This is a genomic window from Fervidobacterium riparium (assembly GCF_025370035.1).
Taxonomy (GTDB): domain Bacteria; phylum Thermotogota; class Thermotogae; order Thermotogales; family Fervidobacteriaceae; genus Fervidobacterium; species Fervidobacterium gondwanense.
Genome location: NZ_CP009277.1, coordinates 325,633 through 349,543, shown reverse-complemented (window position 1 = coordinate 349,543; position 23,911 = coordinate 325,633). Strand labels below are relative to the sequence as shown.

At 38.6% G+C, this 23,911-nt stretch carries 22 protein-coding genes; 2 read left to right on the top strand and 20 right to left on the bottom strand.

The genetic code is table 11. From position 1 onward, the window contains the following. Nucleotides 1-3: 3 nt before the first annotated feature. From IB67_RS01555 to IB67_RS01525, 7 genes are read right to left on the bottom strand one after another with little or no spacing between them, the layout of a single operon-like run. On the bottom strand, nucleotides 4-1,281 hold the full coding sequence (locus IB67_RS01555; protein WP_498875369.1) for an oligosaccharide flippase family protein: 1,278 nt from the start codon (nucleotides 1,279-1,281) through the stop codon (nucleotides 4-6). Beyond that, nucleotides 1,265-3,016: an asparagine synthetase B family protein gene (locus tag IB67_RS01550; protein WP_498875368.1), complete on the bottom strand. Its 1,752-nt coding sequence runs from the start codon at nucleotides 3,014-3,016 to the stop codon at nucleotides 1,265-1,267. The genes IB67_RS01555 and IB67_RS01550 overlap by 17 nt, the downstream gene beginning before the upstream one ends. A 53-nt stretch (nucleotides 3,017-3,069) precedes the next feature. Next, a complete protein-coding gene (locus tag IB67_RS01545) occupies nucleotides 3,070-4,167 on the bottom strand; it encodes a nucleotidyltransferase family protein (RefSeq protein ID WP_498875367.1) in 1,098 nt (365 codons plus the stop codon). Nucleotides 4,168-4,171: 4 nt separating this feature from the next. Further along, nucleotides 4,172-4,846, bottom strand: coding sequence for an acetyltransferase (locus IB67_RS01540; protein WP_498875506.1), 675 nt, complete (start codon nucleotides 4,844-4,846; stop codon nucleotides 4,172-4,174). Between the two features lie 16 nt (nucleotides 4,847-4,862). Continuing rightward, on the bottom strand, nucleotides 4,863-5,957 hold the full coding sequence (locus IB67_RS01535; RefSeq protein ID WP_498875366.1) for a LegC family aminotransferase: 1,095 nt from the start codon (nucleotides 5,955-5,957) through the stop codon (nucleotides 4,863-4,865). Nucleotides 5,958-5,972: 15 nt separating this feature from the next. Next, nucleotides 5,973-6,944, bottom strand: a complete 972-nt coding sequence (locus tag IB67_RS01530) for an NAD-dependent 4,6-dehydratase LegB (protein ID WP_498875365.1) — start codon at nucleotides 6,942-6,944, stop codon at nucleotides 5,973-5,975. Further along, complete coding sequence (locus IB67_RS01525) at nucleotides 6,941-8,086, bottom strand: glycosyltransferase (protein WP_498875364.1); 1,146 nt, start codon at nucleotides 8,084-8,086, stop codon at nucleotides 6,941-6,943. The genes IB67_RS01530 and IB67_RS01525 overlap by 4 nt, the downstream gene beginning before the upstream one ends. A 547-nt stretch (nucleotides 8,087-8,633) precedes the next feature. Between IB67_RS01525 and IB67_RS01520 the strand changes: the two genes are divergently transcribed. Further along, nucleotides 8,634-8,786 carry a hypothetical protein gene (locus IB67_RS01520; RefSeq protein WP_498875363.1) on the top strand — a complete coding sequence of 51 codons (153 nt, stop codon included), beginning with the start codon at nucleotides 8,634-8,636 and terminating at the stop codon, nucleotides 8,784-8,786. A 420-nt stretch (nucleotides 8,787-9,206) separates the two neighbouring features. On the opposite strand, the gene IB67_RS01515 is transcribed toward IB67_RS01520, so the two are convergent. The 10 genes from IB67_RS01515 to IB67_RS01470 form a co-directional block, all read right to left on the bottom strand. Continuing rightward, on the bottom strand, nucleotides 9,207-9,368 hold the full coding sequence (locus IB67_RS01515; RefSeq protein WP_498875362.1) for a hypothetical protein: 162 nt from the start codon (nucleotides 9,366-9,368) through the stop codon (nucleotides 9,207-9,209). A 662-nt stretch (nucleotides 9,369-10,030) separates the two neighbouring features. After that, entirely contained in the window at nucleotides 10,031-10,999 is a 969-nt protein-coding gene (locus IB67_RS01510; protein WP_498875361.1) for a mannose-1-phosphate guanylyltransferase, read from the bottom strand. 160 nt (nucleotides 11,000-11,159) lie between these two features. After that, the gene (locus IB67_RS01505) at nucleotides 11,160-11,867 is read right to left on the bottom strand and encodes a lipopolysaccharide biosynthesis protein (protein ID WP_424695176.1); all 708 of its coding nucleotides are present in this window, start codon (nucleotides 11,865-11,867) and stop codon (nucleotides 11,160-11,162) included. Beyond that, nucleotides 11,867-12,223, bottom strand: coding sequence for a hypothetical protein (locus IB67_RS01500; RefSeq protein WP_424695177.1), 357 nt, complete (start codon nucleotides 12,221-12,223; stop codon nucleotides 11,867-11,869). Before IB67_RS01500 ends, IB67_RS01505 begins: the two co-directional genes overlap by 1 nt. Before the next feature lie 215 nt (nucleotides 12,224-12,438). Next, the gene (locus IB67_RS01495; RefSeq protein ID WP_424695178.1) at nucleotides 12,439-12,630 is read right to left on the bottom strand and encodes a hypothetical protein; all 192 of its coding nucleotides are present in this window, start codon (nucleotides 12,628-12,630) and stop codon (nucleotides 12,439-12,441) included. A 67-nt stretch (nucleotides 12,631-12,697) separates the two neighbouring features. Then, nucleotides 12,698-13,447 (bottom strand): transposase, encoded by a 750-nt coding sequence (locus IB67_RS01490; RefSeq protein WP_498875164.1) that lies wholly within the window; start codon nucleotides 13,445-13,447, stop codon nucleotides 12,698-12,700. A 304-nt stretch (nucleotides 13,448-13,751) separates the two neighbouring features. Next, nucleotides 13,752-14,825: a glycosyltransferase gene (locus IB67_RS01485; RefSeq protein ID WP_498875360.1), complete on the bottom strand. Its 1,074-nt coding sequence runs from the start codon at nucleotides 14,823-14,825 to the stop codon at nucleotides 13,752-13,754. Nucleotides 14,826-15,120: 295 nt separating this feature from the next. Then, nucleotides 15,121-16,185 carry a GDP-L-fucose synthase family protein gene (locus tag IB67_RS01480; protein ID WP_424695180.1) on the bottom strand — a complete coding sequence of 355 codons (1,065 nt, stop codon included), beginning with the start codon at nucleotides 16,183-16,185 and terminating at the stop codon, nucleotides 15,121-15,123. Nucleotides 16,186-16,239: 54 nt separating this feature from the next. Beyond that, complete coding sequence (gene gmd / locus IB67_RS01475) at nucleotides 16,240-17,400, bottom strand: GDP-mannose 4,6-dehydratase (RefSeq protein ID WP_424695181.1); 1,161 nt, start codon at nucleotides 17,398-17,400, stop codon at nucleotides 16,240-16,242. Further along, nucleotides 17,397-18,203: a glycosyltransferase family 2 protein gene (locus tag IB67_RS01470; protein WP_424695182.1), complete on the bottom strand. Its 807-nt coding sequence runs from the start codon at nucleotides 18,201-18,203 to the stop codon at nucleotides 17,397-17,399. The genes gmd and IB67_RS01470 overlap by 4 nt, the downstream gene beginning before the upstream one ends. Nucleotides 18,204-18,451: 248 nt before the next feature. Here IB67_RS01470 and IB67_RS01465 point away from each other — a divergent pair, with 248 nt between their 5' ends. Continuing rightward, on the top strand, nucleotides 18,452-19,201 hold the full coding sequence (locus IB67_RS01465; protein WP_498875164.1) for a transposase: 750 nt from the start codon (nucleotides 18,452-18,454) through the stop codon (nucleotides 19,199-19,201). Between the two features lie 117 nt (nucleotides 19,202-19,318). Here the strand turns inward: IB67_RS01465 and IB67_RS01460 are convergent, their stop codons facing one another. The 3 genes from IB67_RS01460 to IB67_RS01450 all read right to left on the bottom strand — a co-directional run bounded on the left by IB67_RS01460 (nucleotide 19,319) and on the right by IB67_RS01450 (nucleotide 23,898). After that, nucleotides 19,319-20,581, bottom strand: coding sequence for an exopolysaccharide biosynthesis polyprenyl glycosylphosphotransferase (locus IB67_RS01460; protein ID WP_498875359.1), 1,263 nt, complete (start codon nucleotides 20,579-20,581; stop codon nucleotides 19,319-19,321). 60 nt (nucleotides 20,582-20,641) lie between these two features. After that, entirely contained in the window at nucleotides 20,642-21,271 is a 630-nt protein-coding gene (locus IB67_RS01455; RefSeq protein ID WP_072757268.1) for a CpsB/CapC family capsule biosynthesis tyrosine phosphatase, read from the bottom strand. Nucleotides 21,272-21,732: 461 nt separating this feature from the next. Further along, nucleotides 21,733-23,898 (bottom strand): GumC family protein, encoded by a 2,166-nt coding sequence (locus IB67_RS01450; RefSeq protein ID WP_498875358.1) that lies wholly within the window; start codon nucleotides 23,896-23,898, stop codon nucleotides 21,733-21,735. Between the last annotated feature and the right edge of the window lie 13 nt (nucleotides 23,899-23,911).

Below are 23,911 nucleotides of genomic sequence, written 5' to 3'. Positions count from 1 at the left end.
CGCCTAAACTTTTAGATATTTGTTTAAATACCATCCAGAAACAAAAGATGATATCACAAAAATAAGAACTGTTGCTATTGCTGCTCCCATTGCTCCGTAATATTTTATCAGCAATATGTCTAAAATAACGTTTGCAATACCGCTGATAATCGCATTATAGAAATTAACTTTCACTTTTCCAAGACTTGCAATTAAGTTCCCTGAAGGTATTCTAAATGTGCCAGCTATCAGGTAACCAAACGACAATATTCTGAATGGAACAACCGCATCCAAATAGTTAGAGCCAAAAACCAAACGAATGACAAAAGGAGCGAATGCTATCAGCAACAGGCTAATCACTGAGTTTAATGCAAATAATCCCCATGTTAGTCTTCTATAATAATGCCTGACAAGCATCTTGTCATCACTGTACTTCGCAAAATATGGATATGCGAACGTCATTATCGACATTGGTATGAAGTATAACGAGAATGGTATTAATGTGGATATCTTGTATGTTGCTACAATCGTCTCTGAGCGTATCATTAAACCTATCAGGAAAGTATCTATCAAGTATAAAGTCTGTGAGATACTGTTTGTCAACATACTTACTATGGAAAATGTCAAAAAGTTCCTTTGGATATTTTTTTCAGGAATATCTACATTCTTGAATCCAGTGAGCTGATATCTCAACAAGCCCAAAGCGAGAAAGATTGATAACATAAAAGCGGTATACCTTGCAGCAACGAGACCGGTTACGTCAAACAATAATCCCCATACTGCTGTAAAGACAAAAAGCATCATGGTATTGAAAACCGTTAAAATTGAAAATTGCTTATTCATTAACCTTGCTCTTGTAAAAGATTGGAAGACGTTAAAAATTACAGTGACAAATGGTAAAAATGAAAGCATCTGTAAGAATCTCCTGCTTCCAGCTATAGGAAGGTCAAAAAAGATTGTAAAAACAAATATCGAAAGAGCTAATAATATGTTGAAACTTGCTCCAACAAGTAATGAAAACTTAAGAAATGAAAGAGCTTCATTATTCTCCTTAGCCTTGCTTCCAAACTGAAGCAACCCCGAACTAACGCCCAAGCCATCTAACAATAGAAAGAAATTCAAAATATTCAACGCATATGAAAATTGACCAAACGATTCCTTTGAAATTATTCTTGCTATTACTACGGAAATACCGAACTGAATTATTCTATTTATGAGATTTGCAGAGAAAATATGGATAAAACCGTTTTTAACCAAAAACGCAAGCTCTCTGCCCCATTTCTTGTTAAACCAAGTCTTCAAAATAATACCTCCATGCCTCAAGTATTGTCAAAGCTTGTGTTTTCTCAACAACTCCATAGTTGTAAAACAGTTTACCAATTAAATCTCTGAAATTGTGGTCAGGAAACACCTTAACACAGTTAGGTACGATCGAAATTACGTTATTGAATCTCTCCTCAAAATAGTTTTTTAAATCATCGTTTGTTCTATACCAGTACTCAAACGGGTTCATATGCCACTTTGAGTTTGAAGAACTTCCGTAAAGCAACTTGCTTATAGCCCTTCTGTACAATCCTCTCAGTGTAAACTTGTAGCCCATCATGCTATAAACCCTTTCTGTTATTCGCCCTTGTATCTTCTCCCATACATACTCAGCTGCTTTAGGGTATTTTTTTAAAATCCACTTTTTGTAAATTCTGTGGTCGTATCTATATTTCAACGGAATTGTGATAGAGTATGTTAGAAAGTCTACATCTAAGAAAGGTGAAGTAACTTCCGTCCATCTTTGCACTGGCAAGTTTCCGGAAAGTATCCCGTTAAAGCCTCGATTGTAAAACTTGAATATCTCCAGATTTTCATATTTCATTTTGAGGTAATTCTGCTCATTTTCTGCCACCAATTCTTTCGAATATGCACCTGTGCCAGGTACGTATGGTGCATTGGGACTTTCAGCATCATAATACGTTCCGAGAATCACATCTCCAAGTTGTGCTGTGTGGTACAATCCGAAATTGGAAAAGTTAATGAGTTTTACACAACTATTTGTGTGCGCCGAACCTGAGTAAAGAACCAAACCACCATTTATATCTATCATCTCTGTTGCAGACTTAAGATATATTCCATTATCCAGAGACTTGAATAGCCATTCGTGTTTCAAGTCGCTTGCTATCTTCTTCGCTACTGTCTCATCCAAATAATTGGTCTGCGAAAAAGTCACGTTCAGCTGTTCTGTGTATCCCATTTCATGCGCAACCCACACTACCATTCTTGAGTCCAAACCTGCGCTCAACGTAGCAATATGCTTGTAGCCATATTCCCTATCCTTTTCAAATTCCAGCTCAATTGCGCGTCTAAAAAGCCTATCCACATTTTCGATAATCTCTTCTTCGCTTTGCGTTTCGTCTGGCGTATTGTCAAGCTTGAAATACTGATTTACCGTTACTTTACCGTTTTCGATCTTAATATAGTGTCCAGGTAAAAGGCGCTTTACCTCTTTGATTAGCGTATAATCTTCCAGCATGTATCCGTACGTCAGAAGACAGTACGCTCCAAACTCATCAAAGCTATATCTTATCCCATTTTTCTTCAAATACGACACAACCCACGGCAGTTCAGAACCAACAACAATACCGTCCTCCAATACAGAATAAAAGACCCATTTGTCACCCACGTGATTCGTGTAGATAAGCCACTTATTTAATTTCTTGTCATATAGTACTCCCGAAAAGCTTCCTCTGAATTCGTTGAAAAATGCTTCTCCATTTTTCTCATACATCTCAACCACTGTGTCTCTAAAATTTTTCTTTCCATATTTCTCGATCAGGCTTTTGGAATTCAGAATGACACCCTCGGTAAGAATTAAATACCTCTCGTCATTCCAAAGAACTTTATCATTCAGGAACTTTCTAACAGTTCTCCTCTCAACGTAGAAGCCATTTCCCTCGGTACTTTCAACTAATAGATTTAGACTATCGACAACCGATGAAAATTGCTTATTCAACTTACCGCTTCGTATCTCGCAAAAGAATCCCGGCATGCGATACCCTCCAAAGTTTAATTCTTAGTCAAGGCTATATTATCCATACTTCTCTACCAATTTTCAAAAAATCTTTTAACCAGTTCGTAGTTTTCTAACGTTTTAAGGTACTTATCCCACTCACCAATATCAAACCACGAATTTTCACTGACTGGAAAATACGAGACTTTTTCCCCGGCACTTATCAGTGCTGTTACCAAGTCAGTCATGTTGAGATATCTATTTTCCGGTATAAACTCCAGAGCTCTTTTCTCGATGACGTACATACCAGAATTGAAAACATAACTTCTTGTTGGCTTCTCGTTTATCCAAATAACCCTTCCATTCTCATCACTCTCAATTAGCCCGTATGGAATAGTCTCGGTCTTAATCACTCCAACTATCGTAAGTAAGCTTTTGCTTTCAATATGGTAATCAAGTACTTCTTTGTAGTCCTCATTAACAAGAATATCGCAATTTGTGACAAAACATCTACCTTCGACTTTCTCTCTGAGTAGCGAGAGACTGCCCGCAGTTCCAAGTGGTGCCTGTTCTTCTAAATAGTGAATATTTATATCATTAAGATTCAAATTTCCCAAGTAGTACTTAATCATTTCACTTTTGTAGTTAAGAGAAATATAAAAATCTTTTACTCCATATTTGTGGAACCTATCTATTATCATTTCCAATATCGTCTTTTCACCAATTGGTATCAAAGGTTTAGGAATAACATTCGTTATTGGCTTTAAACGCGTCCCCTTTCCTCCTGCCATTATAACTACAGGAACATCTATCTCGCCTTTTGTCTTTACTTGCGATTTACCAAATACATCCTCCCAAAAGTAAACACTGACAATGTCACCATTGTCAATAACTGGTAAAAATTCCATTCTGTGCTCAAACATCATGTCTTTTATCGTTTGAAAACTGTCAGTAGCATTTGCAACCCGTATGTTCTGCCTGACAATTTTGAAAACAGGCGTGTCTAAGCTAACATTTCGAATGATAGCACGCTGTATATCTCCAATACTTAGGAGAGAAAAGAATTTCCCATTCCTTTCAAGAATAAGAAGTTTTCTATTCGTTGAATCCATCCTTCTCAAAGCCTCGAATATCTTAGCATCATGTGGAATCGTTATTTCTCTAACTCTCTCGTCCTGCTTAATACTCAACCTATCACCTTCCATACCCTGCAAAGCTATCATTGATTTTGATCAATCTCGCTGGGTTGCCTACATACACTCCACCTTCAATATCCGCATCCTTTAATACAACCGCTCCAGCACCAATCAAAACATGAGGTGCGATTCGAACACCTTGTAACACCACCGCACCAGCACCAATGAATGAATTTTCTCCGACATGCACTCCGCCAGACAATATCGCTCCTGGAGCAATATGACTGTGCGCTTCAATCACACAATCGTGTTCAACAATAGCCCCTGTGTTTATTATGCAATTTTCACCAATTCTCGCTCCCGCATTTACAACCGCGTTCTTTCCAATAAATGTACCTTCTCCTACAAGAGAATACCTTGAAACACTCGCAGATTTAGAGACTATCACAGGCAATTGAAACCCAATCTCTTTCAGTCTTCTGTACAACTTAGCTCGCGCATGGCTTACACCAACCATACCGAGCGTAACAAATGCAAACTTCACTCCACTTTGGTAAATCTCTTCTAATTGCTCGTCGGTGAATTCTATCCTAACATCCAAAACCCGTTCCCCTATCTTACTTGGCATGTCGCTAATCATTACCTCATCAAACATATTCAGCTCTCTAATAGCGTCCAGCACCACTTCACAATGTCCACCGCCACCTAATAAGACAATTGCATTACGCAACATCACACATGCACCACCATTAAAGAACTTCATTCAACGTTTTCACAACGTACTCTATCCCCTTTTCTGTATTCAGTGTAGAAGTTGGAAGGTTGAGCCCTCTCTCGTAAATATCATATGCATTCTCGTACTCTCCCTCTCTGTACTGCTGGTACATCGGAAACTCCACTATCGGTATGAATATCCTGCGGGTTGGTATTCCTCTCTCGGCAAGAAGTTTCTGGACTTCCTGAACAGATTTATCACCTTTCAACTTTATTGAGAAGAGCCAGTAAGAACTTTCAGCTCCGGGATAAGAGCCTTGGAATTCAATGTTGAGGTTGTTTCTCAACCCCTCGGTGTAAATCTGTGCGAATTTTCTCTTCATTTCAAGAAACTGCGGAAACCTCTCAAACTGTGCAAGTCCTAAACTTGCTTCTAAATTCGTCATTCTGTAGTTAAATCCAATCTCTGGATGGTAGTATCCCCTCGATGTGTCTCTTGCCTGATTTGCAAGGAATTTTATGTGGTCTGCCTTATCTTCGTCATCAGTTACTACCATACCTCCGCCGCCGGTTGTAATTATCTTATTTCCGTTAAAACTGAAAACTCCCATTACTCCAAACGTACCGGTAAATCTTCCTTTGTGCGTTGCACCGAGACTTTCCGTCGCATCCTCAATTACAGGTATTCCGTATCTTCTTGATATATCCCCTATCCTATCCATATCGCACGGATTTCCGTACAGATGGACCGGAATTATCGCTTTTGTGCGTGGGGTAATGTACTTTTCTATCTCATCAGGGTCGATAGTCCAAGTTTCAGGATCTACGTCAACGAACACAGGTCTTGCACCAACATACATTATTGGATTCACCGTGGCAATAAAAGTCAAAACAGGAACAATGACTTCGTCACCCGGACCTATACCCAGTTCGTACAGAGCCAAATGCAGTGCGCTCGTTCCGCTTTGTGTAGAAACAGCTCTCTTCACGCCAAGGTATTCTGCAAATCTATTCTCAAAAGTTCCAATATTTGGTCCTACTGACGACACGTAACCTGAATCTATGCACTCACACAGGTATTTCTTCTCCAATTCACCAACGTTTGGATCGTCAAGATATACCTTTACCATTCCACGCCCCTCCAATTAGACGTTATATATATCAGGTTTGTAATACTGAAGATTAGCCTTCAACCACGCTATCGTTTCCCTTAATCCTTCATCAAGGCTGTACCTCGCCTGCCATCCCGTTATCTCCCTCGTTTTTTGCGGATTAGAAAGCAAACGCTCGACTTCAGATTTTTCAGGCCTCAATCTCTCTTTCTCTTGGATAATTTCAGTCTCAACACCCATAATACTTGCTATCTTTTTTACTAAATCGCCGATAGAAATCTCAGTTCCTGTGCCGAGATTATACACATCTCCGATTGTATCAGGATGCAGCCCAACAGCCAGAAAACCTTGCGCAGTGTCTTTTACATACGTCAAATCACGTGTTGGAGCCAAATTTCCTAATTTAATTTCCCTCTTTCCCGAAAGTATCTGCGTTATTATGGTTGGAATCACAGCCCTTGCGGATTGCCTTGGACCATACGTATTGAAGGGTCTAACTATGGTCACAGGCGTATCAAATGACCTGTAATATGAAAGTGCAAGCAAATCGGCCGCTGCTTTACTTGCCGCGTATGGAGACTGCGGATTGTACGGATGCTTCTCGTCAATCGGCACGTACTGTGCAGTGCCATATATCTCGCTTGTAGAGGTTATAACTATTCTTTGCAAATTCAGCTTTCTTCCAGCCTCTAAAATATTGTACGTTCCTTCCATATTCGTCTTTATATATGCTAATGGTGAAATGTATGAATAAGGAATCCCAATCAATGCTGCTAAATGGAAGACAACATCAACGCCTTTCATTGCATCGTACACAGAATCAAAATCCCTGACATCACCAGTGTATACTTCTATTTTATCCAAGCATTTTAAAGTCTCTAACCAACCCCAATCGTTCTTAAAATTATACCTAACAAACGCCCTAACATCAAAACCTTCTTCTACTAAAAGCTCAACCAAATGAGAACCAATAAACCCTTCGGAACCTGTAACCAAGATTTTCATAATTTTCCCTCCAATAGATTGCCGTATATTGTCAAGAAGTTATTAGCAACCTCTTCCCAATCACACCTTTTGGCAACAACCTTCTTGTTGACATGTGTTTTCTGTTTTAACTCAGCAAGATTTTCTATAACATAAACAAGTTTTTCGAACAACAATCCTGGTTCAAGCCGTGGGATAGTCTCAAAATATGCGCCTTCTCTTTTCAGTTCACTGTAATCTAACCACTCACCGTTTATAACAATGTTCCCAGCATATAAGCTTTCTTGCATGGAAGCAGACACAGAATCCGAAACTTGAACATTCACCATTATGTCTGTTGCTCTCCTCAAAACCGCCACTTCCCGATCCAACATTCGCTCTTCCAGAATGAAGTACTTTATACCCCGCGGTTTAAACTTTTCCTCACAGTATTGCTTTACCTTTTCTCTGTGTTCGACATCGCCATAGGTCAATGGGAGGAAGACGAAAATGTTTCTAAAGGTATTGTATAGCTTGACAACCTCATCAATCATATACATATGATTCTTTCCTGGATCTGCTGAATATCCAAGCGTCAGAACAATATCATTTGCTCCTATCGAAAACCTTTGTCTAAATTCTTCAATTTGGTCTATACTTACCTCATCGAAAATCTTCAAGTCAATTGGAACTGCAAATTTTGTTAGAAAGACCTTTTTATCCCTAACATCAAAAATCTTATAGAAATCATCTATCATTTTTTCAGAAGTTACAGTAACCACATCAGCACGTTTTATTATACTCTTTTGAATGATTTTCTTTAGCATTGGAGCTCCCGAAATTCTATAAAGATCCGAGCCCCAAAAAGTAACTACCAGTTTGCCCTTTCTAAACAGTTTACTCCACATAACGTACAAAATAGTCGGAGCATTAAAATAGTGTATGTGAACAATATCTGGGTGTTCAGCTGCAACTCTATCTATGATTTCTCTGGTATTGGTAAGCTTTCTGAAGGGATTCTTCGTCTCAGGCAAAGCATAGATTTCAAGACCGTTATGTATATACCTTAGACCACTCAGCACATAAAAGTTCAAGTGTACACCTCCTGCACGTGACAAGCTCTCTAATAGTTTTCTGATATATATGCTGTTGTAATTACCAATGATCAGCACTTTCTTATTCAAATTCCACCCACCCTCTTTCAAAGAATACTAAACGAGCGATAAAGTATACTTTAAGAACAAGAACGTACCTTTTGATTATTTGTTCCAATCTGATTATACCACATTCATTGACTGGATCTGTCGAAAACTCTTTTACAAAACATTGGGTGCAAGTTAAAAGATTGATTACTTGAAGAAATATCCGAAATTGCACAGTAAGTCCGGTCAAAAAATACGTTAAGCAGCGTAGGGAATGCTGCAATTGACATCGGTTCAGTTTCTGCCAAATCTTTCAACGTCTTGGAACTGGAAAGTACTCATAACAATGAGAAATCACAGAATATGTGTTCACTGACCAATTTGGAGTTAGAGGATTCCCTTCAACGCCTCCACCTCAGTTTCCTTGTATTTTTATTGAAGTCAAAAGGAGAAGCGCTCATTTAGAAATTACACAGTACTATGGTTTCTGATAAATATAATCTATCCAACATAATATCACTGATTCAAATGTTGGGAAAGAAAATTCATCCAATTTATTATCTTGGTGATGGACTGGTTAGAACTATCGATGTACAAAGCCAAAGGAGGAGTTCTATTAATTGACAAAATAGAAGACGGAATCCATTATTCAGTTCTTGAAAACTTCTGGCTCCACATTGCACACTATCACACAAGTTGGACGTGCAAGTTCTTGCAACAAGCCATAGCTATGAATGCTTAGTTGCTGCACACAAAGCCCTTTCGAAAACTGAAGAACATGACCTAAAAGTTTACAAACTTGAAAGGCACAGTCGAGGGAGGTGTCAAAAGAAACTAAAAAACTTGGCTCCTCGGAGTGCAGGAGTCATGTGTTATGAAAATCAATTTTTTCTTATCGAGAGGAAGAGCATAATGCTCCTAATCTAGTCTTTCAATCAAAAAGACCTACAAGTACTCTATCAAATCTATGAGAAAATCTGCGAGGAGGTTTTCGAGTGAAAACAATGAAGAATATTGTTTAAACATCGAGGATATGGTAGTTCTGATGAGGGTTATCAACAAGGCTTTCTAGAAGAACATCTAAACTTTTGACTTTGACCCTGACACAGTTTCACATCCTTTTCATGGTGGTGAAGTTCAATCCCGTCCTCTGACCTATTTCTTATCTCTTAACTCTTACTTTCCTACGATAACGGTGGATATAATCCGTCATCGTAAGTTCTTTTACAACTTTTGAAACAATCTGCATAACGTTTTCCCAGAACTCACTTATATTTTCTTCTATCCTTCCTTCTAATCTCCAGACTTTCCACTTGTCCAGCATTCAACGCACATGTTTGAACAGGATGAACTATCGTAAGAATTGTATAGATAATAACCAAAACAGTCTACTTTTTCTCGTTAGACATACTCGTCACTCCAAACATATAATGAAATTTTGAAAAATTTCGTGCATCAATCATCCGTACTACCCGAGACAAGTTTCTCAATAATCTATATGTATATTAACACCACAAGGTAGAAATAACTTAACTGCTCAAATTCAAAAGTCAGTACGTAACCTTAATTACCAAACTGAAAAATATCGTAAAAACACGTATGTTAAAAGAGGAAGTTTTTCGGAAAAGTGTAAGAAAGTTGGCTACACTGCTTCGTGCAGATTGATAGGTAAAGGTGAGAGACAAAAATTACGATACGAAAGGAAACATAACAAAACTATAGCTGTTCTGAAGCAGCTACCCACGTTATTTGAAAGCATTATCCACACTCTTGATAAATGTCGCGTAGAGAAGATAGAGAAGGAAGAGTGAAATGAACGCTCTTGTAAAGAACATTCACAACAGCAAACTACTTTCAATTCGATAACATTGCGGCAAAGCAATGCCTTGGCGTTGCAGCCAGAGTCTGTAGGTAACAATGACAGAAAAAAGCCATCCGAGAGGATGGCTTTTGTGTTTATTTGTACCAACAATTTGAATCCAAAAATCAAATCCATTTCAGCGCTTCCCTTATTTTTTCCAACTGGCTTTCGTTGGCGACAAGAATTCCGTTTTCTGTTTCGACTACGACGATGTTGTTTACACCGATCACAACCGTCGGCTTTGTCGTCTGGACGAATGCGTTGCTGTCTATTAGCACCACCTTCACTGAGTTCTCCACACCAAGCTCTTGCAACGATTTCCAATTCCCTACATCCGACCAAACAAAATCGGCTTTTATCGTGTAAATCTTATCCGCCTTTTCCATCAGTGCATAATCTATACTTATCGATGGAACTTGGGCGTATATTTCTTCAATGCTTTCGCAATCTAAGAAAGTTTCAATAACTTCCTTAGCGTGTTTCTTCATCTGCTCTACAAAATAGCCCTTCCTCCACATGAACATTCCGCTGTTCCAGAAGAATCTGCCTGAGTTGATATATTCTACTGCTGTTTCATAGTTTGGTTTTTCTCTGAACATTTTTACTGAATAAACTTTCTCATCTATTTTCTCATCCACCTCAATATACCCATACCCCGTCTCTGGGCGTGTTGGAACTATACCGAATGTTACTATGCCTTCGTTATCCTCAAGAAACCTTTCCGCAAGTTCCACATGCTCCCAAAATTTCTCTACATCGGGTATATAATGGTCTGCAGGAACTACAAAGACAGTTTCTTCATCCTCAAACCTAAGCGTAGCATACGCACACGCAGGTGCTGTGTTTTTCCTCAACGGCTCGAGTAAGATATTTTCCTTTGGAACTTCGGGAAGTTCTTCGTATGTTTTTTCGGCATACATTTGGTTCGTAACCACATATATATCCTCAGGTCTCAGTATGCAACTGAGCCTTTCAAAAGTTTGCCTTATGAGTGTTTTATCCGAAAAGAGCTTCAAAAACTGTTTTGGGGTATCCTTCGTCGAAAGTGGCCAAAATCTTTCTCCACTACCTCCGGCTAAGATGATTGATTTCATTCGGGAGACCTCCGCTTTTAAGCAGTTTATGGCTTTTGAATTTAGAAAATGGTGATACAAAGAAATTCATGGTTAGTCAACTATGCCCTTTGTGATATGTTCAGTATAGCATTAACCTCGCTTCAACAAAAACTATTATAAGATTGATGCTTGGATTACTTTACACACAATTTAGACACTTTGTGGTGCTCTCAATATCATCGCAAATTAAGTTTTTTTTGACAAAAGAGCTAATTCGCTTGTAGACATACGGAACGTAATCCTTGTAAATCAACATGACAGCTACAATGCCCACGAACGCCACAACAAGATTCAAAACAAAACTTCTCACAAACGTTCCTAATAATGTGCCACAGACTAGAATGATGGTAGCAGAGTAAATCCTCCGCAGTTCAAAGCCAACCTTGTACAACTTTTCGGAAATTATTGTTCGCATCGCAAAGAATAGCATGTACGACACCCCTGTTGATATAGCCGCCCCCTTCGCACAAAGGTGCGGCACAAGTAGTGTATTGCCGAAAAAGTTTGCAGCACCACTAACACCTGTTATTACTATATGCCAGTAGGTCTTTTTAGTAAAGTTAATTCCGATAACCGTTGTCTCAGAGATGGTGTACATTGTCGGATACAGTAACAAAAACGGAGAAACATATGCAGCCTCTCTGTAACTCTTGCTTAGGAGCATAAAGATTAAGTCTTTGCCTCCAAGTATCAAGAGCCCAAGAGAAAACATTCCAACACTGACAACCATATTGGCCTTTTTATAAAATTCCTTCTCTTGAGAAGCTTTCTCTTGAGAAACTTTCCAGTGTTTTTCGTACACAATCGGTGTCCAAAAAACCATGAAGCCATTCTGAAAAAGCTGCATTACTCCAACAATTTTGAATGCTGCAGTGTAAACCCTATCTCATAAAATGTTGAGTATTGTCTGAGCGATATCTTATCTATAGAAGAAAAGAACCAAAACAGAAGTGCAGATGGTATAAATGGCAAACCGTACCGTAAATGCTTTATGACATTGGAAAACATTACCTTGGAGAATTTACGAATATCATATGATATGAATAATACGATGGCTAACGTCAGAATATTCGCCATTACTCCTCCTACTATAGGAGCATAAAAACTGCGCGAAACTATTATAGCGTATCCTATTGTGAAGATTGTGTTTGCTACTGAATTTGTGGCGAATATTATTGAAAATAATATGCTTCTTTTCTGCATTCTAACAGAATTTCCCTCGAAATCCTGGATGAGGCTTGTAAGAAGTTGGAGGCCAAACAATACTCCTATTCCCTTGTAATTGCCACCAAAGAGGAACATGTTTAAACGTTATTCAAACAGTATAAACACTGATGACATAAGCACACCAGTTAACAATTGTGGCAGAAGGCAGTTCCAGTAAAGTTTATCACGTTCGTCAGTTTGGTAATAATATCTTACGAAGCTTTGTCCAATCCAAGTGTGGAAACAACTTTAGCAATGATGGAAACAAGTGAGAACATTGCTGCTTTTCCAAACTCATCGGGAGCTATTAGATACGTCGTTATAGGTATTGTTATGAAACTAACGATTGCACGTATCCAAATTCCAAGCGAGTATTTGACAAAATCCTTAACATAGCGTTGCATTTCTTGCTCTTCCTCTCTAATTTCAACCCTCAGTGTTATCCTCCATACACCCTGGCCAATGTAAAATCTAAGTGAACAGAACTGTGTATAGCTTCGGTTGTTTCTTCAGCATCCCTATCAAGTATGTTAACTCCTGCCCAATTAACCTTATCGTTAACTTCGTAAACAACGTCGCTTTGTTTATCTTCTCTATCACTAATCCCAGTTTCAACCTTTCAAAATAGTACTCTATCTCCCACCTCTTCCTGTATATCGCCCTCATCAGCTCACTTTTCATGAATTCTTCACCAGCTTTTCCCCTCGGCCTGATTATCTTTTCTCCTTCCCCTTCTGCCCTGAACTTTTTAACGTGATATCCCCTGTCTCCTATTATTAAACTACCTTTGCACCCTTTCGTCATTTCTATCCCTACGTCCCATTCTCGCCTCTCACTTACCTCGAAGTCCACTACTACTTTCTCTTTGCTGTTGTACAACGCATGCAATCTCTCTTTCTTATTTCTCAACTCGCTCGAATCTATCGCAAGTATGCTCCCTGCTACCTTCTTCATTATTCCTGATATCTTCGCTTTGTCTATATATTTCATCCGATACGTTAACGTCTGCCGAGTTGGTAACTTGTATGGATAATAGATATTCCCTCTCTTGACTTCATCGTAGAACTCCCTCACATACTGACATTTCGTCAAACACATTGCAATGATGACTCTTAATATGTCTAAATCCGAATATTTCCTCGTAAACATCCTCCTTGACCTCTTAAAGACAATTTTCGCAATAGCTTCTAATGATTTTTCTGGTATAATAACTTTGATCACGGGGAACTGTGCCTCCTTTCGTATTGATTGGTGTTCGATACAATTTTGGCACGGTTCCCCCTTTTTGTTAACTCTCTTTTTTATTTGTTAACTCATCCCTCCAATTTCACATCCCACTTTGGCCAGGGTCTTATCCTCCATAGGAAAAATTGAGGTTGATGATTTAACGCAACACAGCTGACTTTTGCAAAAGGAAAACGAGAATATTCTTAACAAAAACGCTCTCTCAGACAGAGTGTTAAAGCTATTGGATGTGGTTCGCAGTGTAGAAATCGAACACTTTAAGGAAAGTGTGTATTCAATGTCATGTCTTCTTTCGTAAAATTTCCGATAGTGCGTCGTATATTCGATCTATTACCTTGTCTTCTTCGAATTTTTCGGCCGTTTTCGCTATTTCCTCTGGGCTTGCGAAGTTGAGCTCTCCATCAATTACCCCTCGAACAGTTTCTACAAAGCTTCTATAGTCTCCCCTTTTATATAAGTAGCCGTTCACACCGTCTACAACAACATCACGAGCACCAGGGAAATCTGATGAAATAACAGGTATCCCACGCTGAATTGCTTCTATTAAGGCCATCGGTAAACCTTCAGAATTGGATGTTAAGAGTAAGCAGGTTACGTCTTCTAGAGCCTGAAAGGGATCATTTTTAAAACCTGTCCACTGTATCCTTTCTGATATTCTTAGTGTTTCGGCCAAGCGTTTCAATCTTTTCTCATCCGGCCCCTTACCAATGATTTTCAGCTCCCAGTTTTCAGACTTGAGAAATGCTAGACCTTTTAGCATAAAGGATAGGTTCTTCGATTGTTCATGTATTCTTCCAATATAAACAAACCTGTTCCTACTTACACGCTGGAAAAGCCTGCCATGGTATTTCTGGACAGGATTAAAAACGATGTATGTCTTGAGCTTTGGACAAGCCTTTCTTACTGTTTCCTCAACAAATGTCGATATGCAAAGAACACCATCAACGCTATTCAACGAAGCAACTACTTCTTCCGCTTCCTTACGATGAATTACCCAGGATAAATCAGTACCATTCTTTTTCTCCGTATCCAAGTAAAACAAAAGATTAGCTGTCCCGTGATCCCACCAAACAATTTTACCACTTATTACCCACATAGATTTAAGCCATACCAGTGGAGGTAAAAGCTGTGCTTTTGTTACAAGAAACACATCGGAGTCAATAAGTTCATAGGGAATAATCTTACACGAGAATCCATCTGTTAGAATAGGTTTTCCACGAAAAATATCGAAGAGTTTCTTTATCCTCTTTGCAAAGTGATGTAACCTATTCCTGTATTTGCTAAGAGTAATGATGTTTAAAGCTCTTGCGTCTTCCACTAACTCTTGATTTCTTTCCTTACTCTGAACAGCCAAAATTCTTACCTGAGCCTTATATTTATCTTTAAAGATTCTCTAAAACGTACTGATTACCTTCTCAGTACCACCATATGTATAACCAAAGTCGTTCCAGGTAAAAACTGTTACTTTCATACATTACCTCTTATGACCACGATTTTGTTACTCAGCATATGTGCAGTAGTTGTACTAACTGAAGCTTACCGTACTTTTCAAACAGCTGCTGAGTTTATGAGTCCTGTGCTCAAGTATATTCTGACGTGGTGGAAGGGCGTATGAGTTCTTCACTTGCATAGACATTGAAGTTTCGTTTTCAACTTAATTGCAGTACATAACAGTTATAAAGCTGTATGATTCCATCCTGTAAACTGAGTCTATGTTTCCACCCAAGCTCACGCAACCTCGACACATCCAACAACTTCCTTGGTGTTCCATCTGGCTTGCTTGTATCCCATTCAACATCTCCTTCGTAACCTACTATCTCCTTTATCATATACACCAAATCCTTTATCTTCACATCTTCTTCAGTTCCGACGTTCACAAATTCACCTATGTCTTTGTAATCATATTTCTCCATCAAATATACACACGCATCTGCTAAGTCATCCACATGCAGGAACTCTCTGTAAACTTCTCCCGTTCCCCATACCTTAATGGTATTTCTTGTAATCCCTACTTTCTCAAGAGCTCTGTCTATAGTTGTATAATCATGCTCATCTATTTCTTTATCCAGTCCAAATCCTAACGGATATTTTCGTATGTCTTTTAGAATTCCTTTATAATCACCAGCCATAAGTAATTTTCCAAGGTGGAACTTTCTCAGGAGTGCAGGTAGTACATGCGATGTTTCAAGATTGAAGTTATCATTTGGCCCATAAAGGTTCGTCGGCATTACGCTAATAAAATTTGTACCGTACTGTTCGTTGAAATATCTGCATAGCTTTATTGCAGATATCTTGGCTATTGCATACGGTTCGTTCGTTGGTTCAAGTGCTCCTGTCAGGAGATACTCTTCTTTCATTGGTTGTGGAGCGTATTTTGGATATATACATGATGAACCAAGGTTAAGTAACTTCTTAACCCCATATCTATACGAAGCTTCTATCACATTTGCCGCTATCATGATGTTTTGATAGATGAAATCTGCTTTGTATGTGTTGTTAGCTAATATACCACCAACTTTGGCTGCTGCTAAGAATACATATTCCGGCCTTTCTTTTTCGAAGAATTCTCTTGTTGCTTTTTGGTCTGTTAGGTCTAACTCTTGGTGTGTTCTTGTTACTATGTTTGTATATCCTTTCTCTTTTAGTTTTCTCACTATAGCTGAACCAACTAAACCTCTGTGTCCTGCAACATATATCTTGGCATCCTTTTCCATTGTTTCACCTTCTTCTGTTTACTATTTCTATTCAGTTCTGTTCAGATTGCCCTATTACTCTTTTATCCTTTCGTTTCTGTGTTTTTCTTTTATTGCAAGCCCTAAGTCGTATTCCACCATTATTCTTACAAGTTCTTCAAACGTTGTCTCTGGTTTCCATCCAAGTTTGGTTCTTGCCTTTGTCGCATCCCCCAACAGTATGTCAACCTCTGTTGGCCTGAAGTACCTTGGATCAACTTCTATAACTACTTGACCAACTTTGAAACGCTCAAGATTTAAATCAAAGTTTCTCAAATCTGGATGTCTTTCTTTTAGTTTGGAAATAACCTCCTGTGTTTTGTATCTATCTATTTCCTTAATTATCCCCTTTTCTTCCACTCCTTCTCCAACCCAATCTAATTTTATCCCAAGATTCTCAAATGTTCTTTCGCAGAATTCTCTTACTTCATGCGTTTCACCTGTCGCAAGTACGTAATCATCCGGTTCATCTTGCTGGAGCATCATCCACATGCCTTTTACGTAATCTTTCGCATATCCCCAGTCTCTTTTAGCGTTCAGATTACCTAAGTAAAGCTTTTCCTGGTTGCCTACTAATATTCTCGTTGCCGCTCTTGTTATTTTTCTTGTGACAAAGGTTTCTCCTCTACGCTCTGATTCATGGTTGAAGAGAATCCCATTACATGCGAAGATTCCGTATGCTTCTCTGTAGTTAACCGTTATCCAATACGCATACAACTTTGCTACTGCATATGGACTTCGTGGATAAAATGGCGTTTTTTCGTTTTGAGGTATTTCTTGAACTTTTCCAAACAATTCACTTGTTGATGCTTGATAGAATTTTACTTTCTTTTCCATTCCCAAGATGCGAAGCGCTTCAAGAAGACGCAGAGTTCCCAGTGCGTCTGCGTTTGCTGTATATTCAGGGAGCTCGAAGCTAACCTTAACGTGGCTTTGAGCTGCTAAGTTATATATCTCGTCAGGTTGTATTTCTTGCAAAAGCCTAATAATGTTTGTGGAATCTGTTAGGTCATTATAATGCAAAAAGAACCGATTATCTTTATCATGGGGGTCCTTGTAGAGATGATCAATTCTTCTTGTGTTGAAACTGCTTGACCTTCGAATGAGTCCGTGAACTTCGTATCCTTTTTCAAGTAAGAGTTCTGCTAAGTAACTTCCGTCCTGGCCGGTTATGCCTGTGATAAGTGCTTTCTTCATCTTTTCCACCCCGTAAATCTAAGTTTGGTAGCTTGAAGTAGCTGCATTAACCTTGTCGAAAACCTGTAAAAAAAGTAAAGTTTTGAGGGCTGAAAGCCATTTCTTTTCATTATGGTCATGTTCTCCTTGTTAAGGAGTACCATAGCACGAAGGCTTTTAGTACTCGTCCCCCCGAATCTCATCATTACAAGTGGGCGTCTAATATATGCATACCGCTCTGTCTGTTTTAGTATCCTAAGAATGAAATCATAGTCTGAGGCTATACGATACGTCAGGTCATACCTTACAGCCTTTGCTATATTAGTCTTCACAAAAAAAGTAGGATGACATATTTGCCACCCATATTTAAGTTTTCTCAGATTAACATCACCTACTCTCCAAAACCTAATAGGAACGTTTTTGTTTCTCTTGACATAAATTAAGTCTCCGTAAACAAAATCGGCACCAATCTTCATAAACTCTGTTGCTACGTCCTCTAGGACTCTTTCATCAGCATACTTGTCGTCTGAATTAAGAAATCCTATTACATCGCCAGTAGCTAAATCAATACCCTTATTCATTGCATCATATATTCCATTATCTTTTTCTGAAACATATTTTGTAACAATCCCAAGTTTATAATATTTCTTTATGATATCTAAAGTTCCATCGGTTGAGTCACCATCTATTATTATGTATTCAACATTCTTGTAAATTTGCGAAGCAACACTCTTTATACACTCTTCGATGAACTCTGCAGAATTGTAGGTTACCGTAACAATACTTATTGTCGGCCTATAGTCTAAAGATTTATCTTTTTGCATCAGCTTAACCTCCGAGAGCTTATCTGAAACCAGATTGATAAAGCACATTAGTATAAATTTCGTTGGGAAGGCAAAAAACTTTCACCAATGTTACTATTTTACTGGACGCTTTCTATAAGACCCTGGCCAAAGTGGGATGTGAAATTGGAGGGATGAGTTAACAAATAAAAAAGAGAGTTAACAAAAAGGGGGAACCGTGCCAAAATTGTATCGAACACCAATCAATACGAAAGGAGGCACAGTTCCCCGTGATCAAAGTTATTATACCAGAAAAATCATTAGAAGCTATTGCGAAAATTGTCTTTAAGAGGTCAAGGAGGATGTTTACGAGGAAATATTCGGATTTAGACATATTAAGAGTCATCATTGCAATGTGTTTGACGAAATGTCAGTATGTGAGGGAGTTCTACGATGAAGTCAAGAGAGGGAATATCTATTATCCATACAAGTTACCAACTCGGCAGACGTTAACGTATCGGATGAAATATATAGACAAAGCGAAGATATCAGGAATAATGAAGAAGGTAGCAGGGAGCATACTTGCGATAGATTCGAGCGAGTTGAGAAATAAGAAAGAGAGATTGCATGCGTTGTACAACAGCAAAGAGAAAGTAGTAGTGGACTTCGAGGTAAGTGAGAGGCGAGAATGGGACGTAGGGATAGAAATGACGAAAGGGTGCAAAGGTAGTTTAATAATAGGAGACAGGGGATATCACGTTAAAAAGTTCAGGGCAGAAGGGGAAGGAGAAAAGATAATCAGGCCGAGGGGAAAAGCTGGTGAAGAATTCATGAAAAGTGAGCTGATGAGGGCGATATACAGGAAGAGGTGGGAGATAGAGTACTATTTTGAAAGGTTGAAACTGGGATTAGTGATAGAGAAGATAAACAAAGCGACGTTGTTTACGAAGTTAACGATAAGGTTAATTGGGCAGGAGTTAACATACTTGATAGGGATGCTGAAGAAACAACCGAAGCTATACACAGTTCTGTTCACTTAGATTTTACATTGGCCAGGGTGTTTCTATAACGTCTAGTAATTATTCATTTGTAGTACGAAGTACCTCATGATATGAAGCTTGTTTTCCCAAGGATGCAGGACCTGATTTATTATAATATTACTTCGCCCCTCTTCTAAACAACATCGTCTCAGGCGTTTTCATGATTATCTTTACATTCAACCAAAAGCTCTTGTTCTTTACATACCACAAATCATACTCTAATTTCTTTGCCGCCTCGTCTACTGATGACGAATATTGGTACGTTATTTGCGCCCAGCCGGTTATACCAGGTTTTACCTTGAGTCTGTATTCGTAATAAGGTATGTCCGCATGTGAATATATCTCGTGGAGCTCTTTTTGCTCAGGTCTTGGACCAACAATACTCATATCACCCTTAAGTACATTTATCAGCTGCGGTAATTCATCTAATCTGTATTTCCGAATTATTTTACCCACCTTCAATATACGGCCCTTTTCCTGATCCGGATATTTTGGCTGTGAATCGTTCTGCGGAAGGTTTCTCATACTTCTGAATTTGTACATTGTAAACAACTTCCCGTCTTTTCCTGCACGCTTCTGCTTAAATATCACCGGTCTTCCATCTTCTATGAGTATCGCCAATGCGATAATTAGCCATAGTGGTGATGTCAAGATTATCGCCACTATTGAGACGAATATGTCAAGCAGCCTTATCGCAAGCGTGTCTTTCGGTTTTGAAAATTCAAGGATGTAATATTGTTCGTATTTTTCAATTAGATTCAAAGGAATCCGCTTAAGTTTTTGTTCGATAAAATCTGGCAAATATTTGATTTGTTTGTTTGAATAGTTGGCGTTGAAATCGTTTTCTATCGTCTTTGCGAATTTGAGATTACCTATAAGCACGCCGTTTGATATTTGCATCAGTGCCCTAAGTTGTGATAAATCTGGGTTAACGTAGCCTGAGATTGAAAACATTGAGCCACTGTTTTTTGTAAGTTCATCAATTATATCACTGTATTCTTCCTGCTTTCCTATTATAACATATTTCTGCGGTTTAAGTAAAGATTTTATGCCAACAAACAACACAACATTCAAAATGGAAACTGAAAGACTTGCCGATAGGGTGAACCATACGTATCGAGGCGAGAATGTGAACTCCGAGATTAAATCAAGAAAGTAAAACAGCACAATGTCTATTGTTCCTGCAATGAACGTCCTAAAAAGCTGCGACTTAAAAGAAGAGAGGTATTCTGTGTCGTATAATCTGAACGAATAGTACGCAAGCAATAATATAAGTAGATAAACTAAGGTTGAAAATGTGGTATTTTTTGGAATAATATCTGACAATAGATATAGCAAAGCTACGTTAGAGGCGAAGATCCCTATCTTTATCCTTTCCACAAAATACCCCCTTACGTTCAGATATTCTACATTTTAGACTGCGTAACCAGAAAATTCGTTCTATACTTTCGCAAGTCTTAAAATCCTATGCCCTTTTTCAATAAGGCTCTTGTAATCTTTAAGTCTTTCCCAATCTAGTTTTCCCCTTTTCACTCCATGGTAATCTGTCGCGATGAAATCAACGTAATCGTTCTTGATAAAGTAGTTTTTCTTGTCAAGTGCGCTGATGTTCATTTGGAAATAAACATTCATTTCTTTCAATTTGCGAACAACATGTCTGTTGTTCTCAAGCCACGCGTACCGCTCAACGTGAGCAAGGATGACATCATAGCCTTCAAGTTGCAGTTCAAATATTTGGTCAAAGAGATATAGAGGGTAATTTAATGTGTCAAGCTCGACGAGCACAAACCTATCAAGTATAGGTATGAAATCTTGGAATTTTGGTTTCAAGTAGAGTTCGCTTCCAAGCTCGCAGCGAATTCCAATCCTATTGCACTCTTCCTTCAGAATTTGGAAGTGCTGTTTTATTTTTTGAATGTCACTTTTTACTGTTGGGTGGTTTACGTGGGGAGTGAATACCACAAAATCTATTCCATGCCTTTTGTAATCTTCCAGAATTTCTATTGACTCTTCCAGCGTTTCAACCCCGTCGTCTACCCCAAAAAGAATGTGGTTGTGAATGTCGTACATACACACGCCCCCCAAATTGGAAGTTAAAGCAAGAATTAAAGAATATATGTATTAGTCAGAAATATCATACCACAAAAGATACACTATCGCAATCGTGTTACTATATATTTTCTTCCAGTGCACATTAATGTTTCGGAACTTCAACCAAATTTAACCTCAAAAGTCTGTCTCCTGGCATAATTCGTAAGTGTAGTATTTAAGCGATTCTGGACAATACTTCTCCTGTCTGCATGCCGATTACCTAACTTATTCAGAAACAAGATTCACATTCGTTCAGACTGCTTAACAAAATGACTTAAGAGTTGTTTGATTGAACAAAGCCTTTGGTGTTAAATTCGTTTTTTTTGATGAACTTAGGCCAATTCTCGATACATATTTGTGTAATCAAAATTTCACCTTATTTACACATGATGTATAATATTAAAAATAAAGCTCCGCATTTGATTGCGGAGCCTTGAGAACTATTTTTCTTTACTTTTCCTTCGTTTTTTCTTCTTTTTGCCTTCTGTCGTGTAATAGTAGTAATAGTAGTAGTAGTAACCCATCTGGTTTGCTGTTATGTCGTTTATAACAGCGCCGAGGAGTTTTGCCGACGACGTCTGTATATTTTCATATGCAACTCTTAAAGATGGTTTTTGCGTTTTACCGGCACGCACTACAAGAACAATGCCATCGGTATATTTGGAGACTATCAATGAATCTGCTGCTGCAAGGATTGGCGGAAGGTCGATAACGATTCTTTCGTATTTTTCACTCAATTTCTGGATAAAATCTTCCATCTTTTTCGACGTTAGTAATGCCGTTGGATTTGGTGGTATCGGTCCAACTGGGATTATATCTATATTTTCACCATAATTCACAATAATTCTTTCAACTGGAATGTCCTTTAGTATATGATTCGTTACACCTATGTTTATCCTTTCAATTCCAAGAACCTTCTCGATTCTGGGTTTCCTCATATCCAGATCAAGCAGGAGCGTTCTATTTCCATTTTGAGCGTACGCCAGAGCTATGTTAGCTGCAATAAGTGTTTTACCCTCACCAGGTCCTGAGCTTGTAACAGCAACAATTTTCGGTGCCGGGGTGTTTGAATATTCGATATTTGTTGCAGTTAGCTTCAGAGCTTCTGCTTGCGGCGATGTTGGTGAGTTTACGACAACAAGCTCTGGTGATTCGCTCGTTTCTGGAAATTCTATGTTCGGTATCCTTCCGAGCACTGGCGAACCTTTAAGCATGTGCTTTATGTATTCCTCATCAGATATCGTTTTGTCAAATGCTTCGAGGAGGAAGACAAGGAGTATGCCTAAGAAGATTCCAAGCACGCCTCCGATTGCAAGTGTAAGTTTTTTGTTCGGTTTCACCGGTTGGGTTGGCGTAATCGCTGAATCCACAAGTGTTGCCCTTCCAACAACGCCGGCTTCGGATATCCTTGTTTCTTCAAGTTTTTCAAGAAGAATGCTGTAGAGGTTTTCTTTGACTTTTCTGTCCCTTTCAAGTTCGAATAGTTGCTGCTCAAGCATTGGCAGCGTACTGATTTTTTGCTCGTATTTACTCTTGATGCTTTCAATTGAGCTTATTGTTGATTGGTAAACTAACAATTCCGTATTGCTCTGGATGAGTTCGGAGTACATTGATGCATAGTTTGGGTCTGTTGTTTGAACTTGGGATGTTACTATGCTCTCGACTTGGTTTTTTAACATCTTCTCTGTTTCCTCGATTTGTTTTCGGAGAGATTTGACTTGTTGGTCGTTCTCTGAATACGTATTCAGCAATGCTGAAAGCTGGATTTGTAAGTCGACAAGCTTTGCTTTCAATTGACTCACAACTGGGTTGACTGATATTGTCTCTGAAGAGACTATCTTTTGATTCATAGATTTGAGCTGCTGAGTCAATGCTGAAATTTTTGCTTTGACTTCTTCAACTTTGATTTTGTAAGTGTTGATTTGCGTGTCAAGGTTGTAGAGCGTGTTGAGAAGGTTTTGAGACTCTACATTTAACACGTAGACTTTGTTCGTCTGTTTGAATTTCTTGAGTTGGTCTTCTACCTGTTTGAGTTCTTCTTCTACTTTTGGTATCTGCTGTTCGATGAACTCCCTTCGTGCAGTGTATTCGTTCCTTGAGAGTCTCTGAAGAAGCTCGTTGTAGACGCTTGCGAGTTCGTTTGCAATGTTCTTTGCAAGTTCTGGGTCTGGGTTTTGCACGCTTATTTTGACTATACTCGTATCTTTAACCGGTGAAACGGTTATCATATTTGAAAGAGATTTGATCACATCGTATGTGTCTATTTCACTGTTTTTTGATTTATTCTTGAAATATTCAACGAGGTTAAGGTTCTTTACCACTGTTTCAATGTTTGTTCTGCTCTTTATCAATTCCACTTCTGTCGATATATCAGGCCTTGATGAAGTGTATCCTGTTGCTGAGAATAAATCTGTAAGGCTTCCTTTTGATTTCGGCTCGATGTTTATGGTCACGCTTGCTTCATAAATCGGTGTTGCAAGCATGAGGTACACGATTGTTACAGCAAAAACAGCTATAACTGTTGCAAAGAACCACCAGAAGCGCCTTTTGAATATTCTAAGAAGATCCTCTAACGTGATTTCGTCTCTTGTCATTTCCTGATCCATCATTTATTCCTCC

What these genes read in the sequence shown, in the direction of transcription:
- IB67_RS01535 (WP_498875366.1), bottom strand. Translation starts at nt 5,957, where the DNA reads ATGGTAAAGGTATATCTTGACGATCCAAACGTTGGTGAATTGGAGAAG.
- IB67_RS01500 (WP_424695177.1), bottom strand. Translation starts at nt 12,223, where the DNA reads ATGCAGAAAAGAAGCATATTATTTTCAATAATATTCGCCACAAATTCA.
- IB67_RS01530 (WP_498875365.1), bottom strand. Translation starts at nt 6,944, where the DNA reads ATGAAAATCTTGGTTACAGGTTCCGAAGGGTTTATTGGTTCTCATTTG.
- IB67_RS01550 (WP_498875368.1), bottom strand. Translation starts at nt 3,016, where the DNA reads ATGCCGGGATTCTTTTGCGAGATACGAAGCGGTAAGTTGAATAAGCAA.
- IB67_RS01495 (WP_424695178.1), bottom strand. Translation starts at nt 12,630, where the DNA reads ATGCAACGCTATGTTAAGGATTTTGTCAAATACTCGCTTGGAATTTGG.
- gmd (WP_424695181.1), bottom strand. Translation starts at nt 17,400, where the DNA reads ATGAAGAAAGCACTTATCACAGGCATAACCGGCCAGGACGGAAGTTAC.
- IB67_RS01540 (WP_498875506.1), bottom strand. Translation starts at nt 4,846, where the DNA reads ATGTTGCGTAATGCAATTGTCTTATTAGGTGGCGGTGGACATTGTGAA.
- IB67_RS01455 (WP_072757268.1), bottom strand. Translation starts at nt 21,271, where the DNA reads ATGTACGACATTCACAACCACATTCTTTTTGGGGTAGACGACGGGGTT.
- IB67_RS01510 (WP_498875361.1), bottom strand. Translation starts at nt 10,999, where the DNA reads ATGAAATCAATCATCTTAGCCGGAGGTAGTGGAGAAAGATTTTGGCCA.
- IB67_RS01450 (WP_498875358.1), bottom strand. Translation starts at nt 23,898, where the DNA reads ATGGATCAGGAAATGACAAGAGACGAAATCACGTTAGAGGATCTTCTT.
- IB67_RS01480 (WP_424695180.1), bottom strand. Translation starts at nt 16,185, where the DNA reads ATGGAAAAGGATGCCAAGATATATGTTGCAGGACACAGAGGTTTAGTT.
- IB67_RS01470 (WP_424695182.1), bottom strand. Translation starts at nt 18,203, where the DNA reads ATGCAAAAAGATAAATCTTTAGACTATAGGCCGACAATAAGTATTGTT.
- IB67_RS01505 (WP_424695176.1), bottom strand. Translation starts at nt 11,867, where the DNA reads ATGCAGCTTTTTCAGAATGGCTTCATGGTTTTTTGGACACCGATTGTG.
- IB67_RS01520 (WP_498875363.1), top strand. Translation starts at nt 8,634, where the DNA reads ATGTACAAAGCCAAAGGAGGAGTTCTATTAATTGACAAAATAGAAGAC.
- IB67_RS01515 (WP_498875362.1), bottom strand. Translation starts at nt 9,368, where the DNA reads ATGCTGGACAAGTGGAAAGTCTGGAGATTAGAAGGAAGGATAGAAGAA.